Origin of the sequence: Cellulophaga sp. 3_MG-2023 (assembly GCF_030546975.1) — a bacterium.
GTDB lineage: Bacteria > Bacteroidota > Bacteroidia > Flavobacteriales > Flavobacteriaceae > Cellulophaga.
In genome coordinates this window covers 662,500-678,384 of sequence record NZ_JAUOPS010000002.1, presented here as the reverse complement: position 1 = coordinate 678,384, position 15,885 = coordinate 662,500, and the positions used below count along the sequence as shown (strand labels likewise).

The following is a 15,885-nucleotide window of genomic DNA, read 5'->3' as shown; positions in this document are numbered from 1 at the left end:
AATACTTAAAAATAGTTGTGATACACCGATTAATTAAAATATAAGACGTACTTTTTAGTTGTAATAGTATAAAATGTAATCATATGAGTGGCAAACCAGTACACAAAGATATTTTAAAATCTGTTGATTTAGATAAATTAAAAGATGTTCCTAAAAATGAAGAAGATGTAACTAGAGTATATAAAAATAAAAACTCTAGAGTTAAAAAAGAGCTCGACTTTAAAACAAAAAAGAGCAATACTAAACTGACATAAAAAAGCACCTAAAATTAAAATAATAGGTGCTTTTGAGTAACAATTAATTGTAATGTAAACTGATTAAGATACCATTACAGATTTGCTCATTTTCTGATTTTGAACACTTATTCTGTAAATATATTTACCAGTAGCAAGGTTTACAGGTATGCGTTCTCTTATGTTAATTTCTTGATCTCCTTCTGTAGTCATAGCGTTGTACACTGTTCCTAAGTTTTGACCTAAAATATTATATAACTGTATGTCTACGTGTGCAGTAAAAGGCATTTCTAAATGTATAGAAGGGTTTCCTTTTGTTGGGTAATATGGTTTGTGTACAATAACATTTTCTGGTATTGGTTCAGGTTCTGTTGGGTCAGTAGGGTCAGTGCCACCATCTCCAGGTCCTGGTAAAACAGGATTTTCATCATCTATAGCAATATCTGGAAAATCTTCTCCGCTACAATTAAAACCTAAGTTTACAGGTACGTAAGGACGACCTAAAAGATGTTGTTCTACTAAATTTCTTGGTACACATAGCCATTCTGCTAAAACAGTACCGTAAAGATCTCTAAAATCCATTGTGTACTCTAAGTTTCCTCTTTCATTAGGATCTTCTAATGAAGGATGATCACCAACAAAAGCACTACCGTTTAATCCTGATCCAAAAAATAGAGTAGGACTAGCTTTACCGTGATCTGTACCGTTAGATCCGTTTTCATATATTCTACGTCCAAACTCAGAGAAGGTCATACTTAAAACCTTATCATCTTGATCTGTACAGGCTAAGTCTTGATAAAAATCGCTTACTGCAACAGATAAGTTGGTCATTAGTCGTTCATGTGCTAATGGTTGATTACCGTGCGTGTCAAAACCACCCATAGAAATCATATATACTTTTGTACCTAAATTTCCTTTAATAAGTTTAGCTAGTACAGCTAATTGTTTAGCAAAACTATTGTCTTGGTATTCTATGCCACAACCTAAGGCTTCACCACGTTTGTAAGCCTCGTGTATTGTTCCAGAATACTCATAAGTTGTATTTGCAACGCCTCTTAAAAACTTAAGTTGATCGTCATACATACAACCATCAAAAAGAGTTGGATCTAAGGCAAAATTATCACCTGTTTCTGCAATTTTCTCTAATTGATTAATATTACTAGTTACAAAGGCATAATTTGTTTCTTCACCTTCAAATACCAAGCTTCCGTATTGTCCTATTTGTATAGCTGCTGGTGCAGGTGGTGGACTCATAAGATAATCAGGAAAACACTCTTCAAAGTGTCTACCCATCCAACCAGTTCTTGTTCCTGTAAATCCAGTAGTATTTAAGTCTGTATTAGCAAAAATATCTGACCCTGTAAAGTGAGAAAGACTTTGTCCTTCATAACCAACGCCGTGTACAGCCTTAAATTGGCCTTCTCCCCACATGCGCTCTAAAGGCGCCATATAAGAAGGAACTCCAAAATTATCAGTTAATTTTAATACTTTACTTTCTGGTATATATATGTTTGGTCTTGCGTTAGCATATGTGTCATATTGCTCTATAGGTATAACGGTACTTAAGCCATCATTACCACCTGCAAGTCTAATTAATATTAATATTTTTCCGTCTGCTTCTGCATCAGCTATAGCAGTAGCTAAAGGTGATGTAGCCGAAGCATTAAGTACATTACTACCTAGTAGCATAGATCCAGAACCAACCATACCCATAGCTTGTAAAAAAGAACGTCTGTTCCATTTTTTATGCTCTAAGTCATGAGCCTCTTTGTCTGCATGTTGTACTTTAGAATTTGTATCGCACATAGTAAGTGGTTATTTTAATTGAAATTCTGGTTGTCTAATAATGTGTAGTAGTAGTTGGTATACCTGGTTTTCTGCTCCAGGGTAATAAAGACTCCAAGATCCATCTATACCTCCAATATAATATTGTTCTGGAACATCACTTCTAAATACGTCATAAGCATTTTCTCTTTCATCGTCGGCAATACCTTTAGGTAGTAGTTTGTTTAAAATAGCGTCTGTTACTTCATCTGGGTCGTTTGTTGTCATTCCACTAGGTCCAGTTACATTCAAAGCTAAAGTCCTAAATTGTTCTGAGTCAAAATCCCAAAAAATTTGCAAAAACATCTCTGAGGATAACCATCTGCCAATCATAAAGTTAGTGTTAATCCAATACCTATCTCTATACCAGCCTTCAACACCAGGAGGGTTGTAGATTTCTTGGCCTAATAACTTACAAGTTTGTATTATATTTTCAATTAAATCTTCTTCAGAATCAGATTTAAAACCTGTTTCATTCAATAAATTAATATATATATCAAACGGACTCTTAATAATTACTCCTACAGCCTCTTCATCATAAAAATGTTCACTTTTAAAAAGTTGAGCTAGAACAGGTGCTATTTCAAAATCATTTGCTCTAAAAGTTGCAGCTAAACCTTGAATAATAACTTCGGCGTTATTTGCATCATCAGTAGAATCTGGGTGTACAAAAAACTCATATAATTTTTTACATATAAACCAGCTTATTTCGTTTGGTCTTTGTTCAAATAAATTATCTATAACTCCATCATAGTCAAAATTAGCAGTTTGTCCTAAAATGGTTTTAGAGCTTGAATCATATTTGGTTGCATCAAAAGTAACAGCTGTACAACCTGCATCTCCACGATTTACCCAGCCAGTTAAAGCTTTTGCAGTTTCGATAATATCTTCTTCGGTATATCCATTACCTTCTCCTAAAGTAAATAGTTCATATAATTCACGAGCGTAATTTTCATTAGGGTTATTACCGTTATTAAATACACCATCTAAATAATAAAGCATTGCACTCTCAAGCCCCATTTGCCTGACAAACTCCTTAAAATTTCCTACTGCGTTACGTTGCAAACAATTTATGTAGTGGTATTGAAAGGAATTACAACCATGTTTAATCATTTCTGTAACCAAATGATTGCTCCAGAAAAAACTCAAACGGTCTCTAAGGTTATTGGTTATAAAGCTTTTAACATATTGACTCCTAAATTCTATTGTGTGCTGTGCTCTTAAGGCATTTCTGGCATCATCATCTGCAGGATAATCAGCCCAAGTCCAATTAGCCCAGCTTGGTTCAGGAATTTCAGGCATATTTAACGCCTCATTGATTAGCATATCTATATGTGCGGAGATTGGCTCTCCAATAGCGCTATTTATAGTGTCAACAGAGGCACTAAAACCTAATCGTCTGTAAAGGTGTTCTGCTTTGTTTTTGTCTAGATTACCACCTATGGGGTTTAGCGATGCAGTATTGCAATTCACAAAATATGCCATAATTATTGTTGCATTTGTATTGTTTGGTTATTAGGTCACGTGTTTACTTTTAACGTTAAAATATACAAATGAGTATATAATTAGTTAAAAAAGTTAACACGCTCACTTTATTAGGTACGTAAAATAAAGCGTTTTAGATGATGAAAAGCTTTATTTTTCGGTAAAATACACTAATTTGTATGTTAAATTTAAATTTTGGGAGATCACAATCAGTTTGGTAAAGAAGGAGAAAAGCTTGCTGTACAGTTTTTAAGAGACAATGGGTACACTATTAAACATCTTAATTACCGCTATCTAAAAGCTGAGGTTGATATTATTGCGCAGCAAAAAGATACTTTGGCAATTATAGAGGTAAAATCTAGAAGTAGTGATGCGTTGCAGAACATTGCTGATACTGTAACAGCAAAAAAAATAAAACTTCTTGTTATGGCAGCAGATCATTATGTGTCTGATAATGATTTAGATGTAGAAGTTAGATTTGATATTATCACAATCTTAAAAAATGAAGATAATTTAAAAATTGAGCATTTAACCGACGCTTTTTATCATTTTTAAAAAAAGAGACACCAATTTTTATTACATTGCAATTGTTACATTTAAAACAATTTGTTAATTTTGAACTTTCAAAAGACATTTTTTATTCTAATAAGTCTAATAAGAATAGTTTTTTAACCAAATTAAGAGCAAACAACCAAACCCCAATAACAAGATGAAAACAATATCATCAGTAGTAGAAGAGTATATTAAAAAGAAACCCTTTCTACAAAGTGCTTTAGCACAGAGTATTATTAATTTAACTTCCTTATCTAGAATTATTAAACCAGAAATAGAGTCTGAGTTAGGGAAAGATATTAGAAACGGAGCCATTGTTATGGCCTTAAAACGATTATCTGATGATTTAGAGTTTAGAGCTACTCACAAAATTGTAAAGGTTCTTAAAAATATAGGTGAAATTACTGTAAGGTCTTCTTTAACAGATTTTACTTTTTTATTATCTGATTCTATTCTTGATAATCAAACTAATTTATTAAAAGAGGTTAATAAAAATAAAGATGTTTTTTACACATCTTCTAGAGGAGTAAATGAGCTAAATATAGTTGTAAACAATACATTAGATAAGACGGTTGAAGAGTTGTTTAAGCACGAAAGGTGTACGCAAAAGGCCGAAAATTTATCGTCTATAACTGTAAAGCTACCAGCAGAAAACGTATCTGTACCTGGTATTTATTACTTTATTTTTCAGCGTTTAGCTTGGGAAGGTATTGTGCTTTTTGAGGTAATTTCTACAACCAACGAGTTTACCATTTTAGTAAATGATGAGCAAGTAGACGTAGCCTTTAAAACTATTAAAGATCTAAAGGCCTTGTAAGTCTATTTTTATTATTTCTTTTTTAAATATTCTAGAGCCTCTTTGTAAGTCTCTGGTTTATTTACAATTCTCTTGTCTTTATCTAAAATAAAGTAGGTAGGTGTGGCAGAAACATTATATAAATCTGCGTATTTACTATCCCATTTGCCAAGAGCTAAAGCGTGAGTAAAACTTTTTAGTTTAGCAGATTCTGTGTCCCAATAATTGTACTCGTCTTCTAAACCAACAGCAAGTACTTTTGTGTTTGGTAGCGTTTGCATTGCTTTGTTTAATTCTGGTAGTTCTTTTAAGCAATGAGAACATGTACTGCTCCAGAAAACAACAACGTAATTATCTGCTCCAGATAATTTGCTAAGACTATTTTTGCCATCATTCCAAGTAATTTCTGGTGCTTTTGCGCCAATTCTTAATCTAGTATGTGCATCTATATTTTTAATAATTTCTTGGTTGTTAGTTATGTTTCCAAGTTTTTTAAGGTAATTAGTGGTTATAAAGTCTGATGTTTTATCATACTTTGCACTGGCAGCATAAATCCACATATCATAAAAAAGGCTAAACTTAAATGTCTCATGAACACCATCTAGTTTGCTAGCTACAGTTTGTATATTTTGCTGTAAAATTGTCTCAGTTTCATCTTTTGTAACTTTATTTAACGGTAAAGATGTGTACACATAATTTAATGTTTTGTCTGTTAAAAACGAAGAGGCTTGTAGCTGTTTGTTTTTAAAATCTATTGCAGAAAAATAATTTTGCTTTTTATGCTCAACAAACTCATATATTGTTTCATGTTTTTTTGCAATGTATGGCTTGTTGGCTATAATAAAATTAAGTGCAATTAAATCCTTAGCATCAGTTTCATACCTAGCTTGTGTGCTATTTATTTTATTGTAAAGCTTTGCTAGTTCTTTTTTATTTGTACTGTTAGATGTGTAAAAATCTATAACCTGCTTTTGCAAAGCATTAATTTCTAAAAAATAACTGTTTACTATTTTATTTTCTTCTGATGTAGTATACGTTGCACCATCTTGAGCATTAAAATTAAGTACAATATCTTCTTTGCCATTGTATAAAACATCAAAATTAAACTCTTCTTGTGGTACAGCATACACCAATCTATAAGTTCCGGCAGCTGCGTTGGTAGGTAGCTCTAGTTTAAATTTACCATCTTCTATTTTAGTATCAGCAACATAAACTTGTGTGCCAGGTTTAAGTTGGTATGCAATAAGCCAAGTATAGTCTTTAGCTGGTGAAAATACGCCAGATATGGTATGTTGTGATGTTACAGATACAGCAATAAGAGCAAATAATAATGTTAGTATTTTTTTCATAGTATGCTTTTTTAGCAATGGTTAATGCTTAGTTATTTAGCTTATTTTCAAAAACCGAACCAAACTGTGTATTTGCATTTGTTTTAATGCGTATTAAAAGGAGCTAAGCTTTTTAATGCTTTTTCTACTGTTGTAATTTTATCAAAAACCAAAAGTAAGCGTAAGCCGGCTCTGGTTTGTTTTTCTTTCATTTTACATATAGCAGTATTGGCTTGTACAAATTGTAATACTTTAGTGAATTTTGGGCTTTGGTAAAATCCAGATTGTTGATCTGCTATAAAATACCCAATCATTTTACCTTTTTTAAGTACAATTTTTTCTAAACCTAGGCTATTTGCGATCCATTTTATACGAACCGAGTTTAGCAAGTCTTCAACAGGACTAGGTATTTCTCCAAAACGGTCTACTAATTCTTTTTCAAACTTAACCAAACCTTCTTCTGTGGTAATTAAGTTTAATTGAGTGTATAAGTTTAATCGTTCTGTAACATTATTTACATAATCATCAGGAAATAAAAGTTCAAAATCCGAGTCTATCTGGGTTTCTTTTACAAACACTTTGTCTTTGCCTTCTACCTCTTCGTATAAATCCTTAAACTCGTTTTCTTTTAATTCTTCTACCGTTTCTGCAAGTATTTTTTGGTATGCATCAAAACCGATTTCATTAATAAAACCACTTTGCTCACCACCTAAAATATCACCTGCGCCACGTATTTCTAAATCTTTCATAGCAATATTAAAACCGCTACCTAATTCTGTAAATTGTTCTAATGCTTGTATACGTTTACGAGCATCGTTACTCATAGAGTCATAAGGTGGTGTAATAAAATAACAGAAAGCTTTTTTGTTGCTACGCCCAACACGGCCACGCATTTGGTGCAAATCACTTAAACCAAAATTATTGGCATTGTTTATAAAAATAGTATTGGCGTTAGGAACATCTAATCCACTTTCTATAATAGTTGTAGACACTAAAACATCAAACTCACCATTCATAAAAGCAAGCATTAAAGTCTCTAGTTTTTTACCGTCCATTTGTCCGTGACCAATACCAATTTTAGCATCAGGAACCAAACGCTGTAACATACCAGCAACCTCTTTAATGTTTTCTATACGGTTGTGTATAAAAAACACTTGTCCGCCTCTTTGTATCTCGTAAGAAACTGCATCTCTAATAGTGTCTTCTGTAAAGCGTACAACGTGACTGTCTATTGGGTATCTGTTTGGTGGTGCTGTATTTATTGTAGATAAATCTCTGGCAGCCATTAAACTAAATTGCAACGTTCTTGGTATTGGCGTAGCAGTTAATGTAAGTACATCTACATTTTCTTTAATAGACTTTAATTTATCTTTTACAGCAACTCCAAATTTTTGCTCCTCATCTACAATTAGCAAGCCTAAGTCTTTAAAAACTACGTTTTTATTAACTAATTGGTGTGTGCCTATAATAATATCTACTTTGCCTTCTGCTAGGCGTTGTAGTGTTTCTTTTTTCTCTTTTGCAGTTCTAAAACGGTTTACATAGTCTACCGTTACAGGCATATCTTTTAAACGCTCTGCAAATGTTTTATGGTGCTGAAAAGCCAATATAGTTGTTGGAACTAAAACAGCTACTTGTTTGCCATTATCTACAGCTTTAAAAGCGGCACGTATAGCAACCTCTGTTTTACCAAAGCCAACATCACCGCAAATAAGGCGATCCATTGGCCTATCACTCTCCATATCTTTTTTTAGATCTTCGGTGGCCTTACTTTGGTCTGGCGTATCTTCATAAATAAAAGATGCCTCTAACTCGTGCTGTAAATAACTATCTGGAGCGTATTTAAATCCTTTTTTAAGTCTACGGTTGGCGTACACTTTAATAAGGTCAAACGCAATTTGTTTAACTCTAGTTTTGGTTTTTTGCTTCAGTTTTTTCCAAGCACCAGAACCTAGTTTAAAAATTTTAGGAGGCTTACCGTCTTTGCCTGCAAATTTAGATATTTTGTGTAGTGAGTGTATGCTTACGTACAACACATCTCGCTCACTATACATTAATTTTATAGCCTCTTGTTTTTTACCTTCTACATCTATTTTTTGTAAACCACCAAATTTACCAACACCATGATCTATATGTGTTACATAATCTCCAATATCTAATTTGGTAAGTTCCTTAAGTGTTATAGCTTGCTTTTTAGCGTATCCATTTTTAAGGTTGAATTTATGGTAACGTTCAAAAACTTGATGATCTGTATAACAGGCAACTTTTATATCATCTAAAATAAAACCCTGAAAAAGAGGTAATACAACTGTTTTATAGTGTACATCTTGTTCTACTTCATCAAAAATATCATGAAAACGTTTTGCTTGTTGCTCTGTGGCACAAAAAATATAATTGGTATAGTTATTAGCGTGATTTTGATCTAGGTTTTCAATAAGCAAGTCGAACTTTTTATTAAAAGACGGCTGTGGTTTAGAATGAAAAACAATAGATTTATCTGCATTTGTTGCTGTTTGATGAATGCTTATAACATTAAATGCATCAAACTCTTTTTTTAACTGATTAGAATCTACAAATAACTCCTTAGGTTGAGCGTGTTTTAGCTCGCCTGTAAGTTTTGTAAAAGCTTCTTCTGCTTTTGCGTAAAGAGAGTCTAGTCTGTCGTGTAAAAGCTCTGTGTTTTTAGAAAAAATGACAGTTTTAGAAGCAATATATTTTAAAAAGCTCTCCCTGGTTTCGTCTAAAAATTTATTTTCTACATTGGGTACAATGGTAATTTTAGTGACTTTGTCTGTAGACAATTGTGTTTCTACATCAAAAGTTCTAATGCTATCTACTTCATCACCAAAAAATTCTATTCTGTATGGCACGTCATTAGAAAACGAAAAAACATCTACAATACCACCACGAACCGAAAATTCTCCAGGTTCGGTAACAAAGTCTACACGTTTAAACTTATACTCAAACAAAACTTCGTTTAAAAAATCTAGGGTAATGGTGTCATCAACCTTAATTTTTAATGTGTTTTTATCTAGTTCTTTACGGGTTACCACTTTCTCAAACAGCGCATCAGGATAGGTAACTAGTAATGCCGGTTTTTTACGCGAATTAATTCGGTTTAAAACCTCTGCACGTAGCAGCACATTAGCATTATCTACCTCGTCTATTTGGTAAGGCCTACGGTAACTACCAGGATAAAACAGCACATCTTTTTCGCCTACCAATTGCTCCAAGTCATTTAAATGATAAGCCGCCTCTTCTTTGTCGCTAAAAACAACTAGAAAAGGAGTGTCTGCTTCTTTAAAAGTTTCAGCTATTACAAAGGATAGGGCAGAGCCTGTTAAACCTGTAAGTGTTGTGTTTTTTTCATTTTTGGCAACAGTAGTTTGCAGTTTCTGCATTTGCGGAAGCTGTGCCAACGATTTTAAAATGAGAGATTTTCCCAAAAGTCAATACATTTTTTGCAAATATAAAGCTACAATTTTAAACAATTAGAGTTTGTAGCTAATTTTAAAAAGTACAATGCGTGGTAAAATAAAGGTTTTACTATCGCTGATTAAAAATGTACTAAAAGAATTGTCTTGCTTAAACTGTGTGTCAAATAGGTTAGTAGCTTTAATTTCAAAACCCCAAGGACTATCTTCTTGTTGGTAAAAAAGAGAAACCATAGCATTGTCAAAAGTATTATCTATGTTTCGGTCTTTATTTACATAATTATCAAAATTATATTCTGCTTTTAAGGTAAAATCTTCTAGAAAAACATAATCTAAATAGGTGAAAAAATTGGTGCTTCTATACTTGTTTTTCCCTACAGATGTGTTGTAGTCACTATCGGTTTGTGTGTAGCCAACCTCTAAATTTGGGCCTTTTTTAAAAACAGTCTCTAGGCTTACGGTATTTGAGAATCTGCCAGAGGTGTTTTTTTGTGTCTCTGAGTTTACAAGCTGATAAAAATTACTGTAGTTGTAGGAGCCTCTGTATTTAGCCCTTATTTTTTTTATTCTTTTATTAAAATTGCCACTAAATACCCAGCTATCCTCCGGTTGTGTAAACAGTATTAAAGAATTAAACTGGTTAATGCCTTGCAACTGCGTTTCTCCTTTTAATTGCTCTGTTTTTTTATTGTATCTAATATTTAAGTTGTAAAATAAACCACGCAATAAACTTCTTTTAGAGTAGTTAAAACTTGTGGTATGAAAAAACTCATTTTCCAAGTTAGTATTACCTCTAAAAACCGAATTGAAATTACGGAGTATAAAATTACTTGCTAGGTTATTTACAGAAGGAAAACGAGCATTTGCTTTGTACTTAAAATTTGCTTTTGCGCCGTTTTTAAATTTAATTTCTGTGGTAAACTCTGGTGTAAGTACCGTTTTTGTATTGGTTGTTTTTGTTTGTAACTGATGTAAAGACCAATTAAAATAATGTTGGTATACGGCAGGTTTAAACGTGAAAATACCAGTTCTAAATTTGTATTCTAAACCTACATAAGTATCTATAAAATTATGCCGTAGGTTGTTACCAAAATCAGCAGTATTAAAATTGTTTACTTCTCCGCTACTTAAGAGCTGTACATCTTCATTTACAAAAGAGTTAAAGTTTGAGTTTATACCCAAACTAAAATACAAATGGTTGTAGTTGTTTAACACCCAATAGTCTTTTACAATGGCATTTACACTGTGTGTTTTTACTTCTTTGGTTTGTTGTATGTTATACACATCATCTGCCTGTAACGGAATTAATTCTTGTAGTATTTCTTTATCTGTTTGCCAATTTGTCTTGGGCTTGTCTATGGTGTAACTGTGTGTAGCCTCTAAAGTGCCGGTGTGGTTGTCTGTTAATTTACGACTATAGGTTACGTTTTGTTTTAAGGTTAATGCATCTATATCATTAGCGGTACGTATGCTATTGGTGTTTGTTGGACTGTTTGTGTTAATAGTGTTTAAACCATTGTTGTTGGTTAGTTTTACAAACGTATTAAAAGCAAAATCCTCCTTGTAGGTTGGGTCATAATCTAGTGTTATTTTACCAATGGTAAAAAAGTTATTGGCATTGCCAGTGGTGGTTCTGTTTTCTGTAAAAGGATCGTTGTTGTTTTGGTAAATATTCTCGGTTTGGTTTTCTGTATCGGTATCTGTTTTAGATGCAATAACATAGCCACTAATATCTGTGGTGCTATTTATAGCTTGGCGTAGATTAAACGCACCAAATTTTTGACTACGCTCTTTAAAATTATTGTTGTTTAAAAACTGACTAAAGTCTGACTGAAACAAACTAGACATACTGCCAGAACCAGCCAATATTTTACTAAAACCGCCTTCAAACTCCATATAGTCGCTAAACGTAAATGCTTTTTCGCCAGTATTATTTACATCACCAATAAAATTAATATTGGTTTTAGGACTGTAGTAAAATACATTTGGGTGTATGGCATACCTGTCTTTATGGCCAGCAGCAACATCTAAATCTCCAAACAAAAAGCGTTTTTTGTCTTTTTTAAGTTTAATGTTTAGTGCCATTTTATCTGTGTCTTGCAACCCTTTAAGCATAGCAATTTCACTATAGTTATCTATAACCTCTATTTGGTCTACTACATTGGCAGGTATGTTGTTTACAGCCATTTTGGTGTTTCCAGTAAAAAAGGGTTTGTTGTCTACCAAAACATTGGTAATTTTTTTACCGTTAGAGGTTACATTACCTTCCCTGTCTACGTCTAAACCAGGTAGTTTTTTTAATGTTTCTCGTAGTTTGCGTTCTTTGCCATTGGTAAACGCATCTGTATCATAAACAGTAGTATCTTCTTTAACCTCTATAGGTATTTTATAGGTAAGCTCTACACCGTCTAAAGTGTTTACATCTTCCTGTAAAACAAAGTTTTTAGTGGTTTTTTCTGTTGCTGTAGTGGAAACTACTAGTTTTTTATAGCCTATGTAGCTAATGTTAATTTGGTAGGTATAGCCTTTTTGTAAGCGTAAAATATATGCGCCTTTTTCATTGGTTATAGCAAAAGCAGTTTCTGCATCATCACTATCTGGAAAAGCTAAAATATTAGCATTAGGCAAAGGACTTTGCACGCTGTCTTGCACAAAGCCTTTGTATGTAATTTCTTGGCTGTAAGCAATAAATGAAATAATGAAGAATATAAAAAATAGCTTTTTAGTCATACTTCATTTAACTATTTTTTTCTTCTTTGCTTACTAGCTTCTGCTAATTCTTCCCACTTTTTATTAGCCTGTTCTTGGGTAATTATTTTATTTAAATTGGGCACTGTAATGTTTACACCTTTTGTGGGGTTTAAATTTATTTCTGTGGCTGTAATAGAAATCTTATTTTTATTAATCTCTAATACTAAACCAGGTAAACCAGTATATAATTTTGGGCCAAAACTTACAGGTATTTCTGTGGTAAACCAAGCCTCTACTTTTTCTGTATAATAGTGTCCTTGTCTACTAAATAAAGTTTCAGTTGCTAATGCTTGGTTACAAACATATTTGCCAATTTTTTTTGTTTTATTAGTTATTTTCCAATCAAGAGGAGTTTTTTTAACAATACCAACGTATTTACTAATTTCATAGGTACTATTGTTAGCTGCGTTTCTGTAATATGGTATGGCACTTACAGCCCCAACTGTTGTATTGTATTTATCCTGCTCATCTAAACTTTCTTGCAAATAATAATAAGACTCGTTATTTCTAAAATGTAAAAATAGATCTACTTCTTTTGCATTTTTATACATATCAACTATGAAATCTTTGTGAGTAGAGGGGATTTCTTTAGTAGATGTTACATTTATGATGCTATCCGCATATGTTTTATTTATCGCTCCGCTATATTTAACTATACCACTTAAACTTTGAGAATATGTGAATTTTGAGAAAAGAAATATAATCAGAATAATTTTTGTGATTTTTCCCATATTTTTTTTTGATTTAAAGATTTTAATATATTCAAGCGAATCAATACATTCGCTTGAATATATAAAGTTATTAGCAGCCGTTTCTTCTCATGCATAGATCAAAACTTTCATAACTATCTGGATTTGCATTATCGCAGATAGTAAAAACATCATGGCAGGGAATGGTTTTATGATATTCCATTTTTTCTATTTTTTTTAGTTTAGCCTGGGTGTTGGTAGTAAATAAGGCTCCCGATAGTATTACTGCTGCAAGTATAAATTTTGAAATATTTTTCATAACATTTTAATTTTGTAACCTATTTATTTTTTAGGTTGATTAGTAAATAAAAATAAGTTCAAAGTCATTTATCAAAGTCTTTAAATAAAAAACCAACGTTGGTTACTAGCTAGTTGCCAAAAAAGGTATAGGTAGACTTTGAAAAAACCTATACTATTTTCGACTCCTTAAATGTATTATTATTATTATTACAAAAATTAATTAATTTAACAATATTTTAACAAGTATATTATTTGTAAATGTTAGCCATTTTAGTGATTATCTTCTTTGCTTACTAGCTTTTGCTAATTCTTCCCATTTTATCTGAATACATCATTAAAATGTTCTTTTATATTTTTTTCAGCTTTAATTTGATTTAAGCTATCCTCATCTTCAGTAATTAATTTGCCAGACTTAGGTTTTCTAATTTTAAATGGTTTTACAATAGATACCTCGGTGGCAGTCAATTTCATTTTACCATTTTCAACTTCTAAAATTAAACCTGGTAACCCACAATATGCACTAGGCCCAAAATAGGGTGGTAGTTGAGTTGTAAACCAAACATTTACTTTAAATTGATGAGTTCCTTTACTATTATTTACAGTGTCAATTGTTGTTGCTTTATAGCATAGGTGCTTTCCTATAAGTTTATTCTCTTTATGTATCTTCCATTTTTTTTGCTTTAGTAGCACTCTAAAATTAGCGTCTAGCAAAGTTTTGTTGAGTATGGCTGTTGAGTCTTGTTTGTTTATGTAAAAATCTCCATTAGTTCCCCCAATACTTATTGCCGCTTTTTTTAATGTGTTATTTTTGGAATCATTATCCAAACTCTCTACCACTTTAAAAACAGAATTATTGTTTGATATTTTTAAGCTGTATCTTATATCCTCTACAGCATCTGCTAAAGAGGTGTTAAACGCAGATAAGTTTACTTTATGAGCGTTGTTTTTTGCAGTATCAACTTTTAAACTAACCTCTTTTTTATAAATAATCTCTAGAAATTTAGCGTTCTGCGCGTAACTATTATTGGAAATAAAGCCTAAGCTAGCACTAATTATAAGGGCAATTTTTACAACACTATTTTTCATCAAAAAAACCTTTAAATCTGTTATTAAATTCTTCTTGTGTTAGTTTAATACCGTCTACTGGCTTTTCTATAATTTTATCTTTATTTGATAACTGTATTTTAGATGCTTTAAAAAAGAATTTACCTTCGTACAACTCCAATATTATGCCTGGTAGACCATTGTAATCTTTTGGGCCGTATGGTAAGGGAAAATCTAAAGTATACCAAGCCGTTATTTTGGTTAGTTCATTGTTTTTATCTAAAAGATTTGCTTTGTAGCAATTGTACTTTCCTATTTGTTTTGAAGAATTTAAAAGCTTCCATTTTTTAGTGTTTTGAGTAATTAAAAAAGTATCTCCTCCTAATTTTAACTGTTTAAGTAAAGTATTATCTTTTGTGTTGTAGTAGAATATACTTGCACCGCCTGCTCCAGTAGTAACTAAGTTAAGTTTTTGTTTGCTTTCATCATACAAGCTTTCATTTTTTTGATAGGTAGATAATTTGCTATTAAAATTTAAAGCGTAACTAACTTCTTTAGAGTTTTTTAATATTGCTCTTGTACTAGGGTTATTTGTTTTAGAAATGTTTTTAATTAATTCTGGAGCTAAATTAACTGTATATGTAATACTGCCAGACGTTGTTTTTTGCGCTATTACACTAGTAAAGCACAACACTAGAAACATAACGTTTACAACAATACTATGTTTATCTTTTACGCTCATCTTTACGATCTTGATAGAGTTTGTCACCAGCTTTTTTATACTCGCTTGCAGACATATTATTTTTCTCTTTTGGCCACTTTATAACAATTGCTTTTTTAGGGTTTAGTTTTATCTCTTTGGCTTTGTAAGTAGCCATTAAGCCATTTAATTCTAATATTAGGCCTGGTAACCGACCTACGTAATGGTTTGGACCATAAGCAAATGGTATTTCTGGTGTATACCATGCTACTACAGTAACATCTCCTTTAGGTACTGTTTTTACTTTTGTTGCCTTATAGCATAAAAAATCTCCTATTTTTTTAGTTTCTTTAGTTAGGTCCCAATCTTCATTTTCTATTGGAGCATCAATATTTATACCTGCATCTGTTTTTATTATCTGTTTTTTTTCAGATAAAGATGTGTAATAAGTTCCTTTGTTTCCAGAAATAATACTGGCTAAATTTTCTAAATAACTATCTTTTACAGCTAATTTGTTGTCCACATTAAACTTTGCATATGCTGCGTTAAACTGAAGTTTGTAGTTTACGTTTGCTGCAGCTTTACTTACTGACATCATTAACACTTTTAATTCTTCCTTGCCTTTGTAACTTTCATCTTCTTCCTTATTCAAAGCAACATTATAGGTTATAGTACCGCTATGTATTTGAGCTAAAGAAAAAAAAGGAAGTAGTAAAATTAAATAGAGTAAATGTTTCATATATAGCCTG

At 32.0% G+C, this 15,885-nt stretch carries 13 protein-coding genes; 3 read left to right on the top strand and 10 right to left on the bottom strand.

Going from position 1 to position 15,885, the window contains the following annotated elements; translation table 11 throughout:
• The first annotated feature begins 83 nt into the window (after positions 1-83).
• Positions 84-254, top strand: coding sequence for a hypothetical protein (locus Q4487_RS07875; RefSeq protein WP_157811061.1), 171 nt, complete (start codon positions 84-86; stop codon positions 252-254).
• A gap of 63 nt (positions 255-317) precedes the next feature.
• Here Q4487_RS07875 and Q4487_RS07870 read toward each other — a convergent pair whose 3' ends face one another.
• A complete protein-coding gene (locus Q4487_RS07870; RefSeq protein WP_303540324.1) occupies positions 318-2,039 on the bottom strand; it encodes a DUF1501 domain-containing protein in 1,722 nt (573 codons plus the stop codon).
• Between the two features lie 9 nt (positions 2,040-2,048).
• On the bottom strand, positions 2,049-3,542 hold the full coding sequence (locus Q4487_RS07865; protein WP_303540326.1) for a DUF1800 domain-containing protein: 1,494 nt from the start codon (positions 3,540-3,542) through the stop codon (positions 2,049-2,051).
• A 195-nt stretch (positions 3,543-3,737) separates the two neighbouring features.
• Between Q4487_RS07865 and Q4487_RS07860 the strand changes: the two genes are divergently transcribed.
• Both Q4487_RS07860 and Q4487_RS07855 read left to right on the top strand, forming a co-directional pair.
• Positions 3,738-4,097: a YraN family protein gene (locus tag Q4487_RS07860; protein WP_303540328.1), complete on the top strand. Its 360-nt coding sequence runs from the start codon at positions 3,738-3,740 to the stop codon at positions 4,095-4,097.
• A gap of 154 nt (positions 4,098-4,251) precedes the next feature.
• Positions 4,252-4,911 carry a hypothetical protein gene (locus Q4487_RS07855; RefSeq protein WP_100894019.1) on the top strand — a complete coding sequence of 220 codons (660 nt, stop codon included), beginning with the start codon at positions 4,252-4,254 and terminating at the stop codon, positions 4,909-4,911.
• Positions 4,912-4,922: 11 nt separating this feature from the next.
• Here the strand turns inward: Q4487_RS07855 and Q4487_RS07850 are convergent, their stop codons facing one another.
• The 8 genes from Q4487_RS07850 to Q4487_RS07815 form a co-directional block, all read right to left on the bottom strand.
• Positions 4,923-6,239 carry a TlpA disulfide reductase family protein gene (locus Q4487_RS07850; RefSeq protein WP_303540331.1) on the bottom strand — a complete coding sequence of 439 codons (1,317 nt, stop codon included), beginning with the start codon at positions 6,237-6,239 and terminating at the stop codon, positions 4,923-4,925.
• Between the two features lie 83 nt (positions 6,240-6,322).
• The gene (gene mfd, locus Q4487_RS07845) at positions 6,323-9,664 is read right to left on the bottom strand and encodes a transcription-repair coupling factor (RefSeq protein WP_303540333.1); all 3,342 of its coding nucleotides are present in this window, start codon (positions 9,662-9,664) and stop codon (positions 6,323-6,325) included.
• Between the two features lie 45 nt (positions 9,665-9,709).
• Positions 9,710-12,382, bottom strand: a complete 2,673-nt coding sequence (locus Q4487_RS07840) for a carboxypeptidase-like regulatory domain-containing protein (protein WP_303540335.1) — start codon at positions 12,380-12,382, stop codon at positions 9,710-9,712.
• A gap of 11 nt (positions 12,383-12,393) precedes the next feature.
• Positions 12,394-13,134: a GLPGLI family protein gene (locus Q4487_RS07835; protein WP_303540337.1), complete on the bottom strand. Its 741-nt coding sequence runs from the start codon at positions 13,132-13,134 to the stop codon at positions 12,394-12,396.
• Between the two features lie 70 nt (positions 13,135-13,204).
• Complete coding sequence (locus Q4487_RS07830; RefSeq protein WP_303540339.1) at positions 13,205-13,411, bottom strand: hypothetical protein; 207 nt, start codon at positions 13,409-13,411, stop codon at positions 13,205-13,207.
• Positions 13,412-13,710: 299 nt separating this feature from the next.
• On the bottom strand, positions 13,711-14,478 hold the full coding sequence (locus tag Q4487_RS07825; RefSeq protein ID WP_303540341.1) for a GLPGLI family protein: 768 nt from the start codon (positions 14,476-14,478) through the stop codon (positions 13,711-13,713).
• Complete coding sequence (locus Q4487_RS07820; RefSeq protein WP_303540343.1) at positions 14,468-15,178, bottom strand: GLPGLI family protein; 711 nt, start codon at positions 15,176-15,178, stop codon at positions 14,468-14,470. Before Q4487_RS07820 ends, Q4487_RS07825 begins: the two co-directional genes overlap by 11 nt.
• On the bottom strand, positions 15,162-15,875 hold the full coding sequence (locus Q4487_RS07815) for a GLPGLI family protein (protein ID WP_303540345.1): 714 nt from the start codon (positions 15,873-15,875) through the stop codon (positions 15,162-15,164). The genes Q4487_RS07820 and Q4487_RS07815 overlap by 17 nt, the downstream gene beginning before the upstream one ends.
• Between the last annotated feature and the right edge of the window lie 10 nt (positions 15,876-15,885).

Coding starts and splice junctions, on each gene's coding strand:
- Q4487_RS07875 (WP_157811061.1), top strand. CDS start 84: ATGAGTGGCAAACCAGTACACAAAGATATTTTAAAATCTGTTGATTTA.
- Q4487_RS07870 (WP_303540324.1), bottom strand. CDS start 2,039: ATGTGCGATACAAATTCTAAAGTACAACATGCAGACAAAGAGGCTCAT.
- Q4487_RS07865 (WP_303540326.1), bottom strand. CDS start 3,542: ATGGCATATTTTGTGAATTGCAATACTGCATCGCTAAACCCCATAGGT.
- Q4487_RS07855 (WP_100894019.1), top strand. CDS start 4,252: ATGAAAACAATATCATCAGTAGTAGAAGAGTATATTAAAAAGAAACCC.
- Q4487_RS07850 (WP_303540331.1), bottom strand. CDS start 6,239: ATGAAAAAAATACTAACATTATTATTTGCTCTTATTGCTGTATCTGTA.
- Q4487_RS07840 (WP_303540335.1), bottom strand. CDS start 12,382: ATGACTAAAAAGCTATTTTTTATATTCTTCATTATTTCATTTATTGCT.
- Q4487_RS07835 (WP_303540337.1), bottom strand. CDS start 13,134: ATGGGAAAAATCACAAAAATTATTCTGATTATATTTCTTTTCTCAAAA.
- Q4487_RS07830 (WP_303540339.1), bottom strand. CDS start 13,411: ATGAAAAATATTTCAAAATTTATACTTGCAGCAGTAATACTATCGGGA.
- Q4487_RS07825 (WP_303540341.1), bottom strand. CDS start 14,478: ATGAAAAATAGTGTTGTAAAAATTGCCCTTATAATTAGTGCTAGCTTA.
- Q4487_RS07820 (WP_303540343.1), bottom strand. CDS start 15,178: ATGAGCGTAAAAGATAAACATAGTATTGTTGTAAACGTTATGTTTCTA.
- Q4487_RS07815 (WP_303540345.1), bottom strand. CDS start 15,875: ATGAAACATTTACTCTATTTAATTTTACTACTTCCTTTTTTTTCTTTA.